Below are 19635 nucleotides of genomic sequence, written 5' to 3' on the forward strand. Positions count from 1 at the left end.
GCTGTAACCATGCAAAGTGTAAGGTGTTGGCAGGAAAGAATTAAAACGATACAAAGGACGTTACATGCAACTCACCATCCCTGCTGAATACAAACCTCTTCTAGGACTTCGTGATACGGAAGTCGCGATCAAAAAACTAAAAGACTACTTCGAGTACGCGCTAGCCTACGAGCTATACCTTACCCGTGTGTCCGCACCACTGTTTGTTAAACCAGAAACAGGTTTGAACGACAACTTGAATGGTACAGAGCGTCCGGTAGCGTTCGACTTATTAGATGATAATGGCGCATGCGTTGAAGTGGTTCACTCGCTTGCAAAGTGGAAGCGCATGGCTCTTGGTCGCTACGGTTTTGATATCGATGAAGGCCTCTACACGGACATGAACGCCATTCGTCGTGACGAAGAACTCGACAATATCCACTCTATCTACGTTGACCAGTGGGATTGGGAAAAAGTGCTGGATAAAGGAATGCGCACTGATGCCTACCTTCGCACTACCGTAGAGAAGATCTACAACGCTTTCTTGAAGACTGAAAACTACATCTACCAAGAATATCCGGTTTTGAAAAAGCGTCTGCCAGAGAAAGTGACGTTCATCACCTCTGAAGATCTTTTGCAAAAATACCCTGACATGACAGGCAAAGAGCGCGAAAACGCGATCTGTAAAGAATTCGGTGCCGTGTTTATTCAAAACATCGGTCACAAACTGTCTAACGGCGAACGCCATGACGGCCGCGCACCCGACTACGACGACTGGAACCTTAACGGTGATTTACTGTTCTGGAACCCTGTATTGGACAGTGCATTAGAACTTTCTTCAATGGGCATTCGCGTATGTGAAGAGAGCCTTCAGGCGCAGTTGAATATCGCAGGCTGTGAAGATCGTGCCGCCCTGCCATTCCACCGCGGCGTGCTTAATAAAACGCTGCCATACACCATCGGTGGTGGTATTGGCCAATCACGCATTTGCATGTTCTTCCTGCAAAAAGCGCACATTGGTGAAGTGCAATCTTCCATCTGGCCGGATGAAATGATTGAAGAGTGCGATCGCAACCAGATCGTGCTGTTGTAATCGGCATAAAATGAATCGAAAGACGCCTTGATGGCGTCTTTTTTCTTTCCAAGGAAAGCGAGACTTCCCTACCCACTAACATTCAATGTCACTTATTCTTTCAGTAACTGCGTCATTCCATGCTTGTGATACACCGTCTACTTTTTCAGCCAATTGAACGCCACTCTCCGAGACATAATCACACATCACTTCCATCAATCATCTCTCGTTATCACTCTTCATTTACATTCGCATCACCTTTCAATGATTTACCTTGCGTACACCCCCACTTTCCTATTTAATCCTCGCGCGCAATTTTGCGTTCCATTTATTGATAATATGTTTTCGGATAACACTACGTAGATGAAAAAAAACTTTGTTATTGCTGCGACCGCCAGCCTGCTTTTCTCCGCCTCTGCTAACGCCGATCAGTTCCTAAACATTTACAACTGGTCTGAATACCTTCCCCAGCAACTTATCGAAAAGTTCACAAAAGAAACCGACATCAAGGTGAATTACTCTACTTTTGAGAGTAACGAAACCATGTATGCGAAAGTGAAGCTTCTTGATGCAAAAGGCTATGACCTGATCGTCCCTTCTACTTACTACGTTTCGATCATGGGCAACGAAGGCCTGCTTCACGAACTGGATAAGAGCAAGATCTCCGCGTTTGCAGATCTGGATGCATCGATCCTGAACCAGTCGTTTGACCCAGAAAACCGCTACTCACTGCCATACATGTGGGGAAGCACTGGTATGGGTTACAACAGCGACATGGTTGACGGCAAAGACGTAAAACGTTGGGCTGACCTTTGGAAAGAGGAATTTGCGGGTCAACTGCTTTTGACTGATGATCTGCGCGACGTATTCGGTATGGCTCTGATCATGAACGGCCACAGCGTTAACAGCCAAAACGAAGACGAAATCCGTCAAGCCTATGAGCTTTTGAAAACACTGAAGCCAAATGTCACGCTGTTCAACTCTGATGCGCCGCACACGCCATTGATAATGGGTGAAGTGAACGTGGGCATGCAGTGGAATGGCACGGCATATCGCGCTATGGTTGAAAACCCGTCTATCCAATACGTGTACCCTGAAGAAGGCACGATTTTCTGGATGGATAACATCGTTATTCCTAAGCACGCAGAAAACAAAGAAGCGGCTTATGCCTTCATCAACTTCCTGATGAAGCCTGAAAACCAAGCAATTCTGGTAAAAGAAATTGGTTATGCAGTGCCAAACTTAGGTGCACTGAACCATTTGCCAGATGAACTGCGCAATAGCGATGTGATCTTCCCAAACACTGACGTGAAGCAAAAGGGTCAATTCCTGTCTAACATTGGTGAAGCAGTATCGATCTACAACCAATACTGGCTGGAACTAAAGCGATAATGAAAGTCATCTACAGCGAAAAGCAAAACCTGCACCGTGTAAAATATGAATTCTTGAGCGGTGAAGCGACACCTTGCTTTGAAAAGCCAGAGCGCGCTGACATGGTATTAAATGCCATTAATGCAAACGAGGGCTATGAAGTGGTCGCACCTAAAGAGTTTGGCCTTGAGCCAATGCGTTGGGTACACACCGCTGACTATGTAGAATTCCTACAAAATGCATGGAACGAATGGGAAGACACTTACGGTCCAGACCGTGATGCATCTCCTTACTGTTTTGTACCTGCGCGTCACTTGCGTAACCGTGTACCTAAGGATATCGAAGGTAAACTGGGTTACTACAGCTTCGACATGACAGCAGCCATTACAAAAACCAGCTTCGAGGCCATTGCTTCGGCCGTTGATTGCGCACTGACTGGTGTTGATATGCTGATTGACGGTGACAAAGCGGCCTTTGCGCTGTGCCGTCCGCCGGGTCACCATGCTGCACCTGATTTGATGGGCGGATACTGCTACATCAACAATGCGGCGATCGCAGCAGAAGGTTTGCGTCGTAAGGGTCATAACAAAGTGGCTATTCTGGATATCGACTACCACCACGGTAATGGTACCCAAACCATTTTCTATGGTCGTAATGACGTATTGTTCACCTCTATCCATGGTGACCCAGATTACGACTACCCGCACTACCTAGGTTTTGCTGACGAAACGGGTGAAGGTAAAGGTGAAGGCTTTAACCTGAATATTCCTCTGCCACAAGGTAAGACCGATTGGTCACTGTACCGCCCTGCTTTGGAAACAGCCATCGAGAAAATTCGCAGCTTCGGCGCAGACTCGCTGGTGATTTCACTGGGGATGGATACCTATGAAAACGATCCAATCAGCCATTTCAAACTGAAGCTGGAAGACTACCTGCAAATCGGCACCATGCTGGGCGAGCTGGGCTTGCCAACATTGTTTGTATTTGAAGGCGGTTATGCCGTTGACGATTTAGGCCACAATACGGTGGCGGTGCTGAACGGTTTCCGTTCTGCTAACTAAGCCTCGTTCAAGAATTAAGCCGCTCTATGGAGCGGCTTTTTATTTGACATCCATTTAAAACGTTGATATTTAACGTGGAAAAATTCGTCGCTGTTCGTTATAACCGTGATAACTTACCTACATCTTTACTACATAACGAACTTAACGGCATGCTTTTACTGCTCTCAAGACGAAATGGATATCTACTCAGTGCAGTATTTTCCGCTCTCCTCGTTTTCACCACCATGTCTGCTTGGCGAAACGAAAGTGCCTCCTATGCCTTTTTCGCCTATGTATCTTTCGGTTTGACACTGGTGTTTTTGCTAAGAGCAACTCGCTTTATGTACACCATCGAAATGCTGCAAGGTGATAAGGCAACATTGGTGAAGCATATGCTCATCATGGCAACGAAACTCATATTATTGCCAGGGCTCACCACCTACCTTTGGTTTCAGCATCAGCGACTACTAAAACAGATGATCGAAGCTAATCGTTCAACACCTGATGAAAATAAACTGCCCGAAGCCGATATGCACGTGGCTCCTACTTCATTAATAAAAACGTATTTAGACATAATAAAACCCAAACACTGAGCGGTATTGTTCGGGTGTTACTTACCCCTTATTAAGGAGTCAGCCTTGATCCTCTCTAAAAGAAAAGGTTATTTATTCACTGTTTTGTTTTTTGCATTAGCAATCAGGCTAACGATCCAATGTATTGAAACCAGTTCAGTTTTAATGGGGCTAGGTGCCTATTTTTTATTTGGGTTCGGGATTGTATTTCTCCTTGGCGCGACACGCTTTATGTACAAGTACAGCACTGAAGAAGGCTCGCTTAAGGCAGACAGCACTTTGTATGAAATGACAATCTTATGCGCTGCATTTCCTCCAGTGACATTCTACTATTGGAATGTTCACCGCGCGCTGATGAGAGAAATGATAGAGAAAAACAGCAGAGCACCGGAACAGTATCGTATTTGTAAAAAAGAAATCGAAGTCGCACCAACATTTGTTATTGTCGCTTACCTTAACGCGCTTGCGACAGGCAAGACAAATATCAACGCTTCCAAAGAAGACTAACATCCAAATAACCAAACGGTCTGAATCTACCAGATTTAACGAGCTTGGATATATTCACCTTTGCATCCCGAAGAGAAACCAATATCGTGTAATAACTCTTACTTTTTCTGCTGAGCGATTGTCATTTTCCGCGCACTTCTCAGTATCGACTAATGATAATCTGATGTGCACCTTCTAAACTCTCATTGTTCTTGAAAAAGTGACCAAAGTGAGCCCTATGAAGTACCTCGAAGTAGACTCAAGCACTGCACCAATTGAACTGCTTTTGGAAGCAGATCCTTCTATATCGAACATACAAGCGTATTTGACAGATTCATGGTGCTATATCGTGCAAGAAGGCGACGACATCATTGGTGTTTGCGTTGTGAAGCCGATAAATGAAAGTGTTGTTGAAATCTTCAATATCGCCATGAGTCCACACCGACAGCATCAAGGTCTCGGAACAAAGCTGTTAGAGTTCGTACTCATGCAAATCAGGCAAAAAGGCGTCACTCGCATCGAGTTAGGAACGGGAAGCTTTGGCTATCAACTTACTTATTATCAGAGACTTGGTTTCCGTATTGAACGTGTTGTTAAAGATCATTTCCTCGATAATTACGCAGAGCCGATTTTTGAAAACGGGATACAACATAAAGATATGCTGAGGCTCTACCTTGATTTATGATGCCGCCGTCTTTCTCCCTATTTTCAAGGCGATGCTTCCATGAAATCTGATATGTACTCTACGTTTGCTCAGCAGTATGACACTGTCGTGCAAGACAATATCTATAACGCGTTGTTAGAACGTCCGACCCTGCAATCTATGCTCGACAGTGTCGAGGGAAAAGACGTTATCGATCTGGGTTGTGGCTCTGGTATTTACGCCGAGTATTTTCTCGCGCAAAACGCGCGTTCGGTGACCTGCTTGGATTTCTCAGACGAGATGGTCGACATTGTCGAAAGTAAATTCAAAGACAGGGTACGCGCATACCAGCAAGACTTGTCCAAAGGATTACCGAAAGAAGCAGACGATAGCTATGACGTTGCCGTCAGCCCATTGGTGATTCACTACATCGAAGATCTGAATGTGGTGATGGAGGAGGCCTATCGGGTTCTACGCGCGGGTGGTGTCTTTGCGTTTTCTACCCACCACCCTTTTGCTGACTTTGAATGCTCTACGACAGGTAATTACTTCGACCGAGAGTTGGTGAAAGAAGAATGGAACACGGTTGGTGAGCCAGTACAGGTCACCTTCTATCGTCGCTCATTAACTGAAATCACGGATGCAATCACCGATGCGGGTTTTTCAATAACGAAAATGTCTGAAGGCCAAGTGTCAGAAGAAGCGAAGCTGATTTGTGAAGAAACGTATGAGCGTCTTCGAAAGAATCCAAACTTCATCTTCTTCAAATGCCAAAAATAACCGTTGAACAGATAGAAAAAAGCCGCTCGTAAAAGCGGCTTTTAAACGTCTATTCAAAGTTTGACTTAAGCAGGTTTACCCATCTTCGACTGGATATAATTCTGCAGGCCCACGTTCTTGATAAGCCATTGTTGCTTCTCAAGCCAGTACATATGGTCAGACTCTGTATCGTCCAGCAATTCCACCAAAATCTCACGCGTTTGGTAGTCTTGCTTTTCCTCGCACAGACCAATTACTTCACGCAACGCGGCAGCCACTTTATATTCGTATTGAAGATCGTTATTGATCATCTCTTCAACATTTTTACCAATCGTCAGCGGCTCGCGTCCCGCTACGTCTGGTGTGCCTTCTAAGAACAGAATTCGGTTAATCAGACGAGACGCATGCTCACGTTCATCATCTGACTCGTGGTTAATGCGTTCATACAGCTCCTGCAAACCCCAATCGTCATACATGCGTGCATGAACGAAGTACTGATCCATCGCGGACAATTCATGGGCCAACAGGTGGTTGAGTGCGTCAATAACTTCTTGATTGCCTTTCATGGTATCCCCTAGTCGTCCATATGTGATTGCAGATAATTTTGAATGCCAGTCAGTCCAATGAGTTCAAATTGGGCTTCTAACCAATCGAGATGCTCTTCTTCATCTTCCAGCAGAGCGTTGAGAATATCTCGAGTTACATAATCCTTCTTCAACTCGCACATTGCGATAGCCGCGCGTAACTGAACCAGTTCCTCTTCGACCATGACTTTGTCGCAGCTGAGCATTTCTTCCGCATCTTCGCCAATTCTTAGACGCTCTAGATGCTGAAGATTTGGTAAACCTTCAAGAAAAAGTACACGTTCTATCAGCTTATCGGCGTGCTTCATATCCTGAATGGACTTCTTGTATTCCACCTCATTCAACGCTTCTAAGCCCCAGTTTCTAAACATCCTCGCGTGGAGGAAATACTGGTTAATTGCCGTCAATTCAGAGGTCAATATCCGATTGAGCTCAACAATGACTTCCTGATGCCCTTTCATAACAGCATTCCTTGTTTCGTGTTGACGTGACTACTGAGGGGAAAGAATAAGTAAATTTTTTGTTAATCGCAAATCAAAAGTGTAAGATTTTCAGACGCTTAGATAATGAGAAGCATTGTCATTATCGTTACACATCGCGTTTATCTATGACTGAAAATCTGTTGTTTTTTGTAGGGAAATTAAAGCAGGTGGATAAACAGAGGGTTAGCGAGGTACACACCTCGCTAAGAAAAACGCTAGACCGCAAAGGCTGCCAAAAATACCGTAACGATATGCTGAATTTTTTCTTCAAATTCTTTCCCCGTCGGTATCGGTTGCATATCGAAAATTTGGGGCCAAACAAACATACCGTTGTACAAACTAGAATAGGTGTGGGACAGTAATTCCACTTTCATGTCCTTGAGTTTCCCTTCACGTTGCGCCTCTGCAAACCATTGGGTCAACGATCTATTGATGTAGATCTTTGAGATAATTTGCTGCGCCATCTCTGGCTGGCGAAGAAACTCTAAGACGATGGTGCGTGTAAACGGAATCCCATACGTGCCGTAAAGGGTTTCCGCTTCTTTTCGAATGATCTCAGACAATTGCACTTCTATACTTAGCTTGGCGTTGTAAGAGTAGTGCTCACCTTCGTCAATGGTACTCTGAATAATGGTCAGCACTGCCTCAAACAACACTTCCTTACTCTCGAAATGACGATAAAGCGTACGCTTTGAAACTTCAGCAGAGGCGCAAACTCTGTCCATATTCGCCGCTATAAATCCATGTTGAATAAACTCTGCTTTGGCCGCAGTAACAATGGCCAAGCGTTTTTGCTCTGAGCGTGTCATCTCTTTTCTCCTCGTCAACACACGCCGACTTTAACAACTAGAAACAAAAAAGTACACTTTTGAGTTTACCTTCGTTGAAAACAATAATAATATAAACTCACAAGTTTACTTTAGAGCTGCTTTTGCTCTTAAGTTGAGCCTATCAAATTGATAAATACACTTTTGGTCCGTATCAGACGGTCCCTTCTTTTATTGGAGAATAAGGTGAAAGTGGTTGTTAAGAAGTCCTCATTGGCAACATTTAAAGCCAATGCACTTGCAGCAAGCATTGCAATGTCTGCGCTCGTTTTGACGGGCTGTGGTGAAGAACCTGTTGAACAGACTATTGCCCCTGCAATTAAGCCAGCCCTTACTGAGATCGTCGCAACACAATCCGGCGATGAACTTAGCTTTAATGGTGTTATACGCGCAGCAGAGCGTGCAGACCTTGCTTTCCGTGTGGGCGGTCGCCTCACTGAAATTTTAGTAAAAGAAGGCGATCAGGTTAAACAAGGCCAAATCCTTGCCTTACTAGATGCTCGCGATGCAAAAACAGCGTTGGAGTCTGCCCAGCTTGAGCTAAAAAATACGACTCTGGAATACAAACGCGCAAAAACAGTTTTTGAGAAAAGCCAAGCAATCTCTAAAGCGGATCTTGATGCCATCACGACCCGTTACGATTTAGCGAAAAACCGTGTCGAAGATGCAAAACGTCAGCTGGAGTATACCGAGCTTAAAGCACCGTTCGACGGTGTGATTGGCCGTAAACTGGTCGACAATCACGTACAAATTCAAGCCAATGCGCCAGTTATCGTGTTGCACGACCTGAGCGATCTGGAAGTGGTTATTAATATTCCACACAAAGTCATGCTGTCTGGCGTCAATAGCCGCGACGCAAGTGCCGAGTTGTCTGCCATCCCTGGCCAACACTTCCCTCTTGAGTTGCGAACATTTGCGACAGAGGCAGATCCTGTTTCTCAAACGTACCCTGTGGTACTGGGTTTCTCTGACTTGAAAGGCTTCCGCGTGCTACCTGGCATGGCGGTAAAAGTAATTCCAGAAAATAGCGAAAATGGCGCGTTGGAAAACGTCACCGTTCCGTTGACTGCGGTTGTACCAGATAACCAAGGTAAACAGTTTGTCTGGGTTGTTTCCAATGATAACAAAGCGGAAAAACGCTATGTGGAAGTTGGCGCACTGCTGAAAAATCGCATCGTTGTGAAAAATAATCTGAAAATCGGCGAACGTATTATCATCGCGGGTGTATCCAGCGTGAAAGAAGGCATGGAAGTTCGTCCATATACTGATGCACGCGTTGGAGCCTAATCGATGGATATTGCACGTTATACCATCGCGAAACGCACCAGCGTTTGGGTGCTTATCGCGCTAACGCTATTAGGTGGCTATATCAGCTACCTGAAACTCGGCCGCTTCGAAGACCCTGAGTTTGTTATTCGTCAGGCTGTAATCAACACGCCGTATTCGGGCGCAACAGCACAAGAAGTGTCAGATGAAGTCACTGATGTCATTGAAGGTGCGGTTCAATCACTTCAAGAAGTAAAAGAAGTGAAATCCGTGTCTAAACAAGGCATGTCTGAAGTGACAGTCGACATTAAGCTGGAATTTGCAAAAAGTGCCGCTGACCTTCAACAAGTTTGGGACAAACTACGTCGCAAGGTTTCTGACGCACAGCGTCAATTACCACCGGGTGCGAGTCCATCCATTGTTAACGATGACTTTGCCGATGTTTACGCCCTCTTCTTTGCCGTCACTGGTGAAGGCTTTACGGACAAGCAACTTCAAGACTACGTGGATACCCTTCGTCGCGACTTGGTGTTGGTACCCGGCGTAGCAAAAACCGCCACGCTTGCAGAGCAGCAAGAAACGATTTTCGTTGAGATCTCCAGCGAAAGACTGGCGAAGTTCGGCGTATCTGCTCAGAAAGTGTTTCAAGTTCTTCAAAAGCAAAATCTGGTAACCGTTGCAGGCAGCATAGAAACTGATTCAATGCGTATTCCCGTGATCCCAAGCTCCAGTATTGACTCGTTTGCTGACCTCAAAAACCTGCAAGTCGGCGTCGGTGACAACAACACCGTGCTGCGCTTGGGCGATATCGCGAACGTCACTCGTGGTTACCAAGAACCGTCATCAATGCTAATGCGTTATAACGGTGAGCGCGCGGTTGGCTTCGGTATTTCAAACGTGTCTGGCGGTAACGTTGTAGACATGGGTGATGCAGTTAAAGCACGCTTAGCGGAACTGGACAGTCAACGTCCTTTGGGTATGGAACTGCATGTCATCTCCATGCAGTCAGACTCTGTACGCGCATCGGTCACCAACTTTATCGATAACCTGATTGCGGCGGTTGCCATTGTATTTGTGGTTCTTCTGCTGTTCATGGGTGTCCGCTCAGGCGTGATTATCGGATTTGTTCTGTTGCTCACCGTAGCAGGCACACTCTGTATCATGCTCATCGACAACATTGCGATGCAGCGTATCTCGCTGGGTGCACTCATTATCGCCCTTGGTATGTTGGTGGATAACGCCATCGTTGTGACTGATGGCATTTTGGTGCGTTTCCAACAAGAGCCGGATGCAGACAAAGAGCAAGTTGTTTCAGAGGTCGTGAACTCGACCAAGTGGCCACTTCTTGGCGGAACCGTCGTCGGTATCTGTGCATTCAGTGCGATTGGCTTGTCACCGTCTGATATGGGTGAATATGCGGGCTCACTGTTCTGGGTAATTCTTTACTCCATGTTCTTGAGCTGGGTATTTGCAGTCACCGTAACGCCAATGCTTTGCTATGACTTCCTGAAAGTTAAGCCAGCTAAAGTAGGACAAAAACCGGGCCGTACGGTAACTGCATACAAAGGCTTGCTGAAAACGGTACTGAAACACCGCATCATTAGCTGTTCTCTGCTTTTTGGCACGATGGCAATGGCAATTTGGGGCGCACAGTTTATACCACCTGGTTTCATGCCAGATTCTCAACGTCCACAATTTGTTGTTGATGTCTATTTACCGCAAGGCTCTGACATTAAGCGCACGGAAGCCATGGTCGCTAGCATCGAGAAAGATGTAAAAGCAAAAGATGGCATCACTAACATCACCAGCTTTATTGGTGGCGGTGGTCTGCGCTTTATGCTGACTTACGCACCAGAAGCGCGAAACCCTGCTTATGGTCAGTTGTTGATTGATATCGACGACTACAAAAAGATCGCGCCACTTCTGAGTGAACTCCAAAGCGAGCTTGATGCAAAATACCCAGATGCTTCTATCAAAGTCTGGAAATTCATGCTGGGCCGTGGCGGTGGTAAGAAGATTGAAGCGGGCTTTAAAGGTCCTGACAGTGCCGTATTGCGTCAATTAGCTGAACAAGCAAAAGCCATCATGCTCAATGATCCTAACTTGATCGCAGTGCAAGATGACTGGCGTCAGCAAGTGCCTGTACTTCGCCCTGTGTACTCTGCAGAAGAAGCACAACGCTATGGTCTAACAACGCAAGAAATCAACCAAGCGATTGCTCAAACCCTGAGTGGCCGCAATGTGGGTGTATACCGCGAAGGCGATGACTTGATCCCTATCGTGGTACGTTCTCCAGAAGGCGAACGTCAACATCAACGTGCGATTGAAAATACCGAAGTATTCAGCCCGACAACAGGCAGTTTTATTCCGGTTAGTCAGTTGGTTGATTCTGTTGATGTGGTTTATCAAGATGCGATCCTTCGTCGTATTGACCGTATGCCAACACTGTTGGTTCAAGCGGACCCTGCGCCGGGCGTGCTGACTGCAGATGCGTTTAACGACGTTAGAGGCAAGATTGAAGCTATTGATCTGCCACCAGGCTATGAACTGAAATGGTACGGTGAATACAAAGCATCCAAAGATGCTAACGAAGGTCTTGTTATCTCAGCACCTTACGGCTTTGCTGCAATGATCTTGTCGGTCATCTTTATGTTCAACGCCCTACGCCAACCGTTGGTCATTTGGATGACTGCACCGCTTGCCGTAGTAGGTGTGACCGTTGGTTTGATTGTGTTCCAAACGCCGTTTGAGTTTATGGCCATCCTCGGCTTCCTAAGCTTGATTGGTATGATGGTGAAAAACGCAATCGTACTGGTAGACCAAGCTGACGTGGAAATCCGGGATGGAAAATCGCCTTACAATGCCATCATAGATGCAGCACTCAGTCGCGCGCGTCCGGTGTTGCTCGGTGCATTAACCACTATCCTTGGCGTTGCACCACTCTTGATAGACCCGTTCTTCAAGAGTATGGCGGTCACCATCATGTTTGGTCTGTTGTTCGCAACTATCCTGACACTGGTTGTTATCCCGCTCTTCTACGCAATGTTCTTCCGCGTGAAAGTGGAAACGGCTTAGCGTTAAGTCAAAATGAAAACACGAAATACCGGCTCATCAGCCGGTATTTCTCTTTTTGCCTTGAACTTTATACAATCTCTTTGACTGGCGTTAGTCATACTCACCTTAGAATGTGCAGTTGTATCTACAACATGACAAGCTTCAGGTGGCGGCAACATGTCAATATTTCATCCTCTCCACAGTAAGCCCAAGCCCAACTTATCCAGCAAGCAAAGTGCCGCTGAGTCATCTCCTCGCGCTTCCTTATCAGGTACAACACGCAAACTGGCGAGGCATATGCCGCTAAAAAGAGCCACCAGCGGTCGCACATCTTCCTCAAAAAGAAACGCTATCGAGGAGAATGATGCCGATGCGTTTTCATCACAAATTTTGGCTTCTTCTCCTCAGCCCCTAGCATCCGAAGCCTCAGTGCCGACCTCGACAAACAAGGGACATTCCAGTCAAGGTTCCCATTTAAACCGAGGTGGCTCTCCCCTCCCCCAAAATGTGGCTTCCTTCTTTCAACACCGCATACCTCATGACATTCGTGACGTTAGGCTTCATCAAGGGAAAGAAACCGATCTGTTGAGTAAAAGCATGGGGGCAAATGCTTTTGCGTTTGAAAACCATATTTGGTTAAGCAGTCGCATTCCGATTCAGCCAAACCACACCCTTGCGCATGAACTCGCTCATGTCTTCCAGTGGCAGCAAGGAGCGGCCTCTCGCATTCGTGCTGACATATTTGATAAGTCACTCGTTCAACAACTCACAGAAGCCGATTTTGAAGGCGTCAACACCGAAACGGTAGAACGACTTGTCGCCTCTTTATCCGCGTATATCGAGAATTTTGATGAAGGTTCAGTCGACAGATTAGCCTTACAAGAAAACCTAGATGTCGCTTCGCAAGTACTGGGAGACCGAACCACGTCTCGCCCAACGCCACCCGAAGAACAAGTGAGCAGGCCACAGCGCAGGAGACGCCCTAACTACGATACAGCATCAAGACGTCGGGATATTCAACGCATTATGAACTTGGTTCAAGAGGTACATGTCAGTGATGACGAAGAGGCGGAGATCCTCACAATCATTGAACGATACGCGACAACAAGGCAACGTTTCGATTCTTTCCTCACGGCATTAGACAATCGCCACTATTACGGCGGCGCATTCGGTGGTTACCACTTCCGTTCAGGCATTACCGCAGTAAAACGAGAGCTAGAGGGTGCGCGAGGACGACGCTTTAAGCAGTTACTGCAACGGAAAAGCCGCCGCTTTTCACAACACGAAGTACCCGACGAGATCACCTTTGCAGGGAGCTTTTGGCAAGATTTATCAGAAGGACAAATTCGCGACCAAATCTTTGCGTATTTTCAAGGAATGGGTGAAGCAGGTGTCGCCATGGCAGAATCAATTGTCATGTTAGTTCGCGACCCTGGTGGCTTTATTGAAGCCCTCGGAGAGTTACCCGATAACATTGCGCGATTTTGGCGGAACCGAGAGCAGTTGATAAATGCATTTACGTCGGCATCACCTACCGAGCAAGCACGCATCATTGGACGCATTTTTGGCGAAGCCGAAGTCTTTCTCGCTACCTCAGGTGCAGGAGCAGCAGCAACACCGGCGAGAGGGGCATTAGTGACCGTTCCCGTGAGAGCGGAGGCGGTCGTGGCAGTCGGTCGGGGCTCAGCCGCATTAAGTGCAGGGGGCGCAATTACCGTTGACTTGGGGCGTCTCGGCCCTGTCGCTGCACAAGGCGCGCAAATGGCGGCCCATACCAGTCAAACAGCGGGCGGTTCACGCGCAATGAGTGAAGCAGCCGATACGATTGAAGACGCCGCACCATCCAGATCCACATCGAGTTCTGGTTCATCATCACGTTCGACACCTAGCACATCCGCAGAGGAAGCTAGGCGACTAGAAATACTGGAAGAGTTTGCCGATGCCCAGTCATCAACCCGTAGACCCGATGTCGCACCGGAAGGCACACGTAATGTTGGAACGACCACTCGTCCGAGAACTTCGTCTTTAACCGATGCGGAAGTTCTGGCCGCCAATTTAGAACGCACAGCGGGTACAAGACCGCCAGGCCATCACGCCCATCACATCATACCCAAAGGCATGCAAGACGCGGCCCCTTCCAGAGCCATTTTGGAAAGATTCAACATCAATATCAATTCAGAATTAAATGGTGTTTGGCTAGCCCGAGACTACATCGTCGCCAACCCCAACACAGGGCAAATCCACTCCACGCTTCACACACGAAGATACATTGGTTGGATCAACCAAGAACTCACCGCAGCATCCGCTGGCGGAAGAACACAAGTTCTTGAAGCACTGTCTAGTATTCGTAGCCAAATTCTCAATGGGAACCACCCTCTCTGACCCTACTATATCTAAGCATACGCGCTCTTAGCCGCTAAAAGTCTTGAAATGAATACAGAGCCGTTTTCCATAAATAACCATACTTCTGGCGCAATCCATCAGCAGGTAACAAGCAATGAAATTACGCTCAGTTTTATTTACCACACTACTCTTTGCGACACACTCATTTGCGATGGACCTTTCCAGCCCTCAGGTTACGGAGGGAGAATCATTGACGAAAGGCCAAATCTTTAATAGTTGGGGGTGTAAAGGTGACAATCATTCCCCAGAACTCATTTGGGAAAACCCACCTGAAGGCACCAAAAGCTACGCCGTCACAATGTATGACCCTGATGCACCAACCGGAAGTGGGTGGTGGCACTGGGTCATGATTAATATTCCCGGTGATGTGAACGGGCTGAGGCTTGATGCAGGGAAAGAAGGCGGTGAAAACCTTCCAGCAGGCGCGCAAATGCAGCGTAACGATTTTGGATTTGTTGGTTTTGGTGGCGCATGTCCCCCACCAGATGCGCCCAAACATAACTACCAAATTACCGTTTATGCATTGGATGTTGATAAGCTCGGCGTTCCCGCAGATGGTGCTCCTGCACTGGCCGGATACTACATTCTTCAACACCGTATCGGCGAAGCTCAGTTGATCGCGCCAACCAACGCGCGCGAGTAAAAAGTTTGCAGCAAACCAATATTGCATAACGCAATAGAACGAGGTCGAAGCCGCAAAATATAAAGGGAGCCAAAAGGCTCCCTTTGTCACGGAACACACCGGCTAGCTTTAGCGTTGCTCACCTATTGAACCGGCTTTATTTCGATAGTGGCACCAGCATCTTTCAAGGCTGCGGCCACTTTTTCAGCATCGCTTTTGGCCATGTTTTCTTTGAGCACTTTTGGAAGCTGCTCAACAACCGTCTTGGATTCAATCAAGCTAAGACCGGTTGCGTCTTTGACCGCTTGAATAAGGTCAACTTTGTTTCCATCAGCCGCGACAAGGACAACCTCAAACTTAGGTTCTGCCACGAGTTGGTTCTTCTGCATGAGCTCAGTCTCAATACCTTTAAGCTTCATTTCATCAATCGCAAAATTCACCGCATTGAGAAGACCTTGTTCACCTTTAGGAATGAGATAACCAAACTGGCTGCGCGTGAATGGCTCATCACAGCGCGAGGCTTCTAATTTGGCGTCGGTGACTTCATAGAAAAAGCCTTCTGGCGTTTCAGTGACCATCACATCCACATCACCCGCTGCTACCGCTTTAGGCACATCAAGGTTATTTTCAAACTTGGTGAAGGTCGCATTCGGCAAATGACGTTCTGCGAATTTCTCGTTGGTTCCCCCAATGTTCACACCCACTCGCACAGATGACATATTCACCTTTTCCAGCGTGTCATACTTTCCCGCGCTTCCTTTAGCAACGAGAAAACACTTCCCGAATACCATGTAACCTTGTGTCTGTTCGGCGCTAAGTTGACGCTGCATACGACGGGTTATCCCGCCCATTGCAATGTCATATTTGTCTTCTTTCAGTCCGTCTATCAGTCCTTTCCACGTTGTTGGCACAAACTCGACGTTTACGCCAAGTTGCTCACCCAAATACTGAGCCACGTCGATGTCATACCCTGAATAGGTTTCACCGTCATAAAATGAGAAGGGTTTGTAATCGCCCGTGGTGCCAACACGTATGACGCCTGCTTCGAGGATATCGTCCAATTGATCTGCCACTGCGAAACTGGAAAGGGATAAAGCAACGGTTGCGATAAGATGTGATGCTTTCATGGTGATAGGTCTTTTTTGATTATTGGTCGTTTCAATTTATCAACCACGCGGTACCCATAGGGTCTAAGTATTGAGGATTTGGACGTTTTCCTTTGGACGACAGTCAATCAGCAAACCTGCACGGCAGCTAAACTGACAATTAACAATAAGTAGGTTGAGTATTCACACTTAAATAGCGTAAGTTTGATGTTAATACTCTACGGACGAGACGAAAAAGAAAATGGCGAACATGATGGAGCAATTAGTGTTTTCCCTTTCTCTTGTCGCGCCCATATTTTTCATCATTTCTCTGGGTTTCATTTTCAAAAGAATTAAGTGGATTGATGCCCACTTTATCGATATCACCTCTCGTCTGGTTTTCAATGTTGCTCTTCCAGCGATGCTGTTTTTGAGCATTGCCACTGCTGACCACAATTTCTCTCAGGCCACTGAATTCCTAGCTTTCTCAGTGGTAATGACAGTCGCTTTCTTTGTGTTTTGCGTTGTCTCAACCCACTTGGCTTTCAAAGACAATCCAGACAACGGTGTACTCATACAAGGTAGCTTTCGCGCTAACACAGCCATCATTGGCATCGCGTATGTTGAAAAAGCGTTTGGTAGCCAAGGACTCGCGTTAGCGGCGATTTATGTCGCGGTGATTACGGTGGTTTTCAATATTCAAGCCGTTATCTGCTTATCTCCGCGTACATCAGGCTCCAAGCTGCAATCCATAAAAAAGATATTCCTAAACCTTGCTAAAAATCCTCTCATTATCGCCATCGCGCTCGGCGTGGTTGTTTCGATGCTCAACATCACCCTTCCGCCAGTGGTTGTCGACACGGGCAACTACCTTTCCCGGATTGCGCTTCCTCTAGCACTCTTGTGCACAGGTGGCAGCTTAGATTTTCGCATGATGAGAGACGAAAAAGCCTCCACCTGGTTTGCGGCCTCTAACAAACTGATGGTTGCGCCTTTTGCCTTTACCTTGATTGGCTATCTGTATGGTTTCAGAGGGGTTGAGTTAGGGATTTTATTCTTCATGAACGCGGCACCTGTAGCGGCAGCAAGTTATGCGATGACGCAGGCTGCGGGCGGCAATACAACGTTAAGTGCCAACATCATTGGGCTAACTACTCTTTTTTCGAGCATCACTGTCTGCTTGGGCTCTTTGGCTATGAAGGTATTGGGGCTGATTTGAATACAAAATGGCAAACAAAGCCGTTAAAAACCGGCTTTGTCGGTTGATTTGCTGATTGAAGAGATGGCTTTTACAGCGCACCACGGAAATCAAACAGCTCGTAATGTGTGTTGTTTTTGGGCATCCCCAGTTGTTCCAAGCCTTCTTGCATCGTTTTTCTGACTTCAGGGTTACCACAGAAATAGAGAGAGGCTTGCTGAATATTCCCCGCCACATCTTCGGCTATTTTTTCTGGCGTTAAACGCCCATATTCTGAATAAACAATGTTAAGAGAGACTGTCGGCAATGCAGCGACCAAATCTTCTAGCTCTGAGGCAAAGATGGCGGCTTCTGCGTTTTTCACGAGGTAATAAAGCGTCACTTTCGGTACGTCTTCAATCTCGCTGTTCAGTGACTGGAGCCATGCAATAAAAGGCGTGATACCAATCCCTGAGCCAATCCAGACTTGCTCTTTCTCTTTTCGGTTTAGACGAAAACGGCCATACGGCATGTCCAATCGGATCATTTGCCCGTTTTCCAAATGCTCATACAGTGTTTTGGTGTAATCGCCCAATGCAGCTACTGCAAAAGCAGGCTTGCCACTTTGCTCACTGCTGGCAATGGTAAATGGATGCGGCTCGCTGATGATCTTGTCGTTGTGCAACACGGAGATAAACGCAAACTGCCCCGCTTCCCATTGCGGCTTACCTTGCAGCGTTCTGGTATTGAAACTCACGATGTTGTTTCGCTTTGTCACCGCTTCAACTTTGGCAATGTAGTGCTTACTGGTATCTTTCCCAAACGCATAGTAATACCAGGCCCACACGCCTATCACTGCGGTCAAATTCATTGCGATGCCTGCGGGAGACAATAACTGGAAAGGCCTCACGGCAAACAAGTAGTGAAACACCGAAATGAAGAACACCAACCCCATCAGGCGATGGCTCCATTTCCAAAGATGGTAAGGCAACATGCGCATGAAACTCACCACAACCAATACCAGCAGCAACCAGGTTGCCCATTCACCGGTATCAGAGCCTAGTTCAATCAAGCTCGTTTCTTCACGCTCTGCTTCTGACTGTGGAACTAACCACCAGTGCATGAAAATCGAAAAGACAGACCACATACCCGCCCATCGGTGCGCTTTATACACTCTGTCCAAGCCACCGAATATTGATTCTAAGATCTCTATTCGTGTGGACAGAATGAATGCCAACGCCATTCCCACCAGCGCGTTTGCGGCGAAGAATGCCGCAATCCAGCGTTGAAGCGTCAACTCCTCTGGCAACAGGCTTCCTATGCCGACAAAGCTCAGTAAAACCAGTGCCGCGACCAATATGTTTTTCTTGTTATCTAATACAAATTTCAGCTTCAAAAGACACGTCCATCAAATGTTCGTCAATTTCACGAGTAATTAGAAAGCGTTCCATCTGTGAAATATAGTCACCAAGATGTCGAAACAGGGTGAAATTTGATGGCGTCTCATTTCTGAAGCCGCAGTTTTCCAGTGCTGATTCAGCTATTGCGTACTAACGGGTGTTTTCAGCAAAAAATGCTTCAAAAGCCCCCAGCCAATCCAGAAGAATGCAGTTAACGCGGTGGCGGTTAAAATTGCGGGGATCGGATTATCTAGGGTACTGATTGAACCTGCATACGCGGCGATGAAGGTATAAGGCAAATTCACCGCACACCAAGCGAGCAAGAAGGTCAAAAAGCGCATACGGCTGATGCCTGACATACAGGCCGTCACTTCAGGGAGAATCGGCATGGCCCGAGAGAGAAGGATCATTAGAATGCCATGTCGACGAAACTGCGCGCGAAGTTCTTGGCGTTTAGCGTCATCTTTCACCACCAGATTCACCAATTTCTCGCCATACAGTGCACTTAAGCCATAACCACACACGCCTGCAAGCAAGGTGCCTGAGAACGCCGCGAACCAACCAAGGTGAGCACCGACAAAGTAGCCGCCTAGCATCATGATCGACAGTGTCGGTACCGCGATGAAAAGATCCAAAAACAGAAGAAAAACAACGGCAACCACCACGGTGACCGCACTTAGCGATTGTGCCTGTGCCAACCACAACTCAATTTGCTCGAGGCTCAACCACCCCATTGCTTTTGCGACAATGAAGGTGGAGGCGAAAAAGAGGGCCATTATTCCCATTAATTTCAGCAACGATGTCATAGCCCCT

General features: G+C 46.9%; 18 protein-coding genes and 1 pseudogene. 12 read left to right on the plus strand and 7 right to left on the minus strand.

Features of this window, described 5'->3' with window-relative positions:
- The first annotated feature begins 64 nt into the window (after positions 1 to 64).
- The 7 genes from asnA to LRP49_RS06865 all read left to right on the plus strand — a co-directional run bounded on the left by asnA (position 65) and on the right by LRP49_RS06865 (position 5943).
- Positions 65 to 1072 carry an aspartate--ammonia ligase gene (asnA, locus tag LRP49_RS06835; RefSeq protein WP_274141149.1) on the plus strand — a complete coding sequence of 336 codons (1008 nt, stop codon included), beginning with the start codon at positions 65 to 67 and terminating at the stop codon, positions 1070 to 1072.
- Between the two features lie 342 nt (positions 1073 to 1414).
- Positions 1415 to 2443: an ABC transporter substrate-binding protein gene (locus tag LRP49_RS06840; RefSeq protein WP_274141150.1), complete on the plus strand. Its 1029-nt coding sequence runs from the start codon at positions 1415 to 1417 to the stop codon at positions 2441 to 2443.
- A complete protein-coding gene (locus LRP49_RS06845) occupies positions 2443 to 3483 on the plus strand; it encodes a histone deacetylase family protein (RefSeq protein ID WP_274141151.1) in 1041 nt (346 codons plus the stop codon). The genes LRP49_RS06840 and LRP49_RS06845 overlap by 1 nt, the downstream gene beginning before the upstream one ends.
- A gap of 74 nt (positions 3484 to 3557) precedes the next feature.
- Positions 3558 to 4055, plus strand: a complete 498-nt coding sequence (locus tag LRP49_RS06850; protein ID WP_274141153.1) for a hypothetical protein — start codon at positions 3558 to 3560, stop codon at positions 4053 to 4055.
- Positions 4056 to 4100: 45 nt separating this feature from the next.
- Positions 4101 to 4541, plus strand: a complete 441-nt coding sequence (locus LRP49_RS06855; protein WP_274141156.1) for a hypothetical protein — start codon at positions 4101 to 4103, stop codon at positions 4539 to 4541.
- A gap of 217 nt (positions 4542 to 4758) precedes the next feature.
- Positions 4759 to 5205 (plus strand): GNAT family N-acetyltransferase, encoded by a 447-nt coding sequence (locus LRP49_RS06860; protein ID WP_274141157.1) that lies wholly within the window; start codon positions 4759 to 4761, stop codon positions 5203 to 5205.
- Between the two features lie 39 nt (positions 5206 to 5244).
- Positions 5245 to 5943: a class I SAM-dependent methyltransferase gene (locus LRP49_RS06865; RefSeq protein ID WP_274141158.1), complete on the plus strand. Its 699-nt coding sequence runs from the start codon at positions 5245 to 5247 to the stop codon at positions 5941 to 5943.
- Between the two features lie 65 nt (positions 5944 to 6008).
- Here LRP49_RS06865 and bfr (LRP49_RS06870) read toward each other — a convergent pair whose 3' ends face one another.
- The 3 genes from bfr (LRP49_RS06870) to LRP49_RS06880 all read right to left on the minus strand — a co-directional run bounded on the left by bfr (LRP49_RS06870) (position 6009) and on the right by LRP49_RS06880 (position 7797).
- Positions 6009 to 6488: a bacterioferritin gene (gene bfr / locus LRP49_RS06870; RefSeq protein ID WP_274141159.1), complete on the minus strand. Its 480-nt coding sequence runs from the start codon at positions 6486 to 6488 to the stop codon at positions 6009 to 6011.
- Between the two features lie 8 nt (positions 6489 to 6496).
- A complete protein-coding gene (bfr, locus tag LRP49_RS06875) occupies positions 6497 to 6967 on the minus strand; it encodes a bacterioferritin (protein ID WP_274141161.1) in 471 nt (156 codons plus the stop codon).
- 236 nt (positions 6968 to 7203) lie between these two features.
- Positions 7204 to 7797, minus strand: a complete 594-nt coding sequence (locus LRP49_RS06880) for a TetR/AcrR family transcriptional regulator (protein WP_274141163.1) — start codon at positions 7795 to 7797, stop codon at positions 7204 to 7206.
- Between the two features lie 204 nt (positions 7798 to 8001).
- On the opposite strand from LRP49_RS06880, the gene LRP49_RS06885 reads away from it, so the two are divergent.
- The 4 genes from LRP49_RS06885 to LRP49_RS06900 all read left to right on the plus strand — a co-directional run bounded on the left by LRP49_RS06885 (position 8002) and on the right by LRP49_RS06900 (position 15181).
- Positions 8002 to 9102 (plus strand): efflux RND transporter periplasmic adaptor subunit, encoded by a 1101-nt coding sequence (locus tag LRP49_RS06885; RefSeq protein WP_274141164.1) that lies wholly within the window; start codon positions 8002 to 8004, stop codon positions 9100 to 9102.
- Between the two features lie 3 nt (positions 9103 to 9105).
- A complete protein-coding gene (locus tag LRP49_RS06890; protein ID WP_274141165.1) occupies positions 9106 to 12156 on the plus strand; it encodes an efflux RND transporter permease subunit in 3051 nt (1016 codons plus the stop codon).
- 156 nt (positions 12157 to 12312) lie between these two features.
- A complete protein-coding gene (locus tag LRP49_RS06895) occupies positions 12313 to 14517 on the plus strand; it encodes an AHH domain-containing protein (protein WP_274141166.1) in 2205 nt (734 codons plus the stop codon).
- 115 nt (positions 14518 to 14632) lie between these two features.
- Positions 14633 to 15181: a YbhB/YbcL family Raf kinase inhibitor-like protein gene (locus LRP49_RS06900; protein WP_274141167.1), complete on the plus strand. Its 549-nt coding sequence runs from the start codon at positions 14633 to 14635 to the stop codon at positions 15179 to 15181.
- Positions 15182 to 15303: 122 nt separating this feature from the next.
- On the opposite strand, the gene LRP49_RS06905 is transcribed toward LRP49_RS06900, so the two are convergent.
- A complete protein-coding gene (locus tag LRP49_RS06905) occupies positions 15304 to 15549 on the minus strand; it encodes a ribosomal protein L7/L12 (protein WP_274141203.1) in 246 nt (81 codons plus the stop codon).
- A pseudogene (locus tag LRP49_RS06910) lies at positions 15532 to 16287 on the minus strand (transporter substrate-binding domain-containing protein); the annotation flags it as partial. The gene LRP49_RS06905 and the pseudogene LRP49_RS06910, both read right to left, overlap by 18 nt.
- Before the next feature lie 220 nt (positions 16288 to 16507).
- On the opposite strand from LRP49_RS06910, the gene LRP49_RS06915 reads away from it, so the two are divergent.
- A complete protein-coding gene (locus LRP49_RS06915; RefSeq protein ID WP_274141168.1) occupies positions 16508 to 17464 on the plus strand; it encodes an AEC family transporter in 957 nt (318 codons plus the stop codon).
- Between the two features lie 70 nt (positions 17465 to 17534).
- Here the strand turns inward: LRP49_RS06915 and LRP49_RS06920 are convergent, their stop codons facing one another.
- Together LRP49_RS06920 and LRP49_RS06925 are read right to left on the minus strand one after the other, a co-directional pair.
- Positions 17535 to 18818, minus strand: a complete 1284-nt coding sequence (locus LRP49_RS06920; RefSeq protein WP_274141169.1) for a ferredoxin reductase family protein — start codon at positions 18816 to 18818, stop codon at positions 17535 to 17537.
- Positions 18819 to 18962: 144 nt separating this feature from the next.
- Entirely contained in the window at positions 18963 to 19628 is a 666-nt protein-coding gene (locus LRP49_RS06925; RefSeq protein WP_274141170.1) for a TVP38/TMEM64 family protein, read from the minus strand.
- Positions 19629 to 19635 lie beyond the last annotated feature (7 nt).

Source organism: Enterovibrio qingdaonensis, assembly GCF_028683135.1.
Classification (GTDB): Bacteria; Pseudomonadota; Gammaproteobacteria; order Enterobacterales; family Vibrionaceae; genus Enterovibrio; species Enterovibrio qingdaonensis.

Coding starts and splice junctions, on each gene's coding strand:
- asnA (WP_274141149.1), top strand. CDS start 65: ATGCAACTCACCATCCCTGCTGAATACAAACCTCTTCTAGGACTTCGT.
- LRP49_RS06840 (WP_274141150.1), top strand. CDS start 1,415: ATGAAAAAAAACTTTGTTATTGCTGCGACCGCCAGCCTGCTTTTCTCC.
- LRP49_RS06845 (WP_274141151.1), top strand. CDS start 2,443: ATGAAAGTCATCTACAGCGAAAAGCAAAACCTGCACCGTGTAAAATAT.
- LRP49_RS06860 (WP_274141157.1), top strand. CDS start 4,759: ATGAAGTACCTCGAAGTAGACTCAAGCACTGCACCAATTGAACTGCTT.
- LRP49_RS06865 (WP_274141158.1), top strand. CDS start 5,245: ATGAAATCTGATATGTACTCTACGTTTGCTCAGCAGTATGACACTGTC.
- bfr (WP_274141159.1), bottom strand. CDS start 6,488: ATGAAAGGCAATCAAGAAGTTATTGACGCACTCAACCACCTGTTGGCC.
- bfr (WP_274141161.1), bottom strand. CDS start 6,967: ATGAAAGGGCATCAGGAAGTCATTGTTGAGCTCAATCGGATATTGACC.
- LRP49_RS06880 (WP_274141163.1), bottom strand. CDS start 7,797: ATGACACGCTCAGAGCAAAAACGCTTGGCCATTGTTACTGCGGCCAAA.
- LRP49_RS06890 (WP_274141165.1), top strand. CDS start 9,106: ATGGATATTGCACGTTATACCATCGCGAAACGCACCAGCGTTTGGGTG.
- LRP49_RS06895 (WP_274141166.1), top strand. CDS start 12,313: ATGTCAATATTTCATCCTCTCCACAGTAAGCCCAAGCCCAACTTATCC.
- LRP49_RS06900 (WP_274141167.1), top strand. CDS start 14,633: ATGAAATTACGCTCAGTTTTATTTACCACACTACTCTTTGCGACACAC.
- LRP49_RS06905 (WP_274141203.1), bottom strand. CDS start 15,549: ATGCAGAAGAACCAACTCGTGGCAGAACCTAAGTTTGAGGTTGTCCTT.
- LRP49_RS06915 (WP_274141168.1), top strand. CDS start 16,508: ATGGCGAACATGATGGAGCAATTAGTGTTTTCCCTTTCTCTTGTCGCG.
- LRP49_RS06925 (WP_274141170.1), bottom strand. CDS start 19,628: ATGACATCGTTGCTGAAATTAATGGGAATAATGGCCCTCTTTTTCGCC.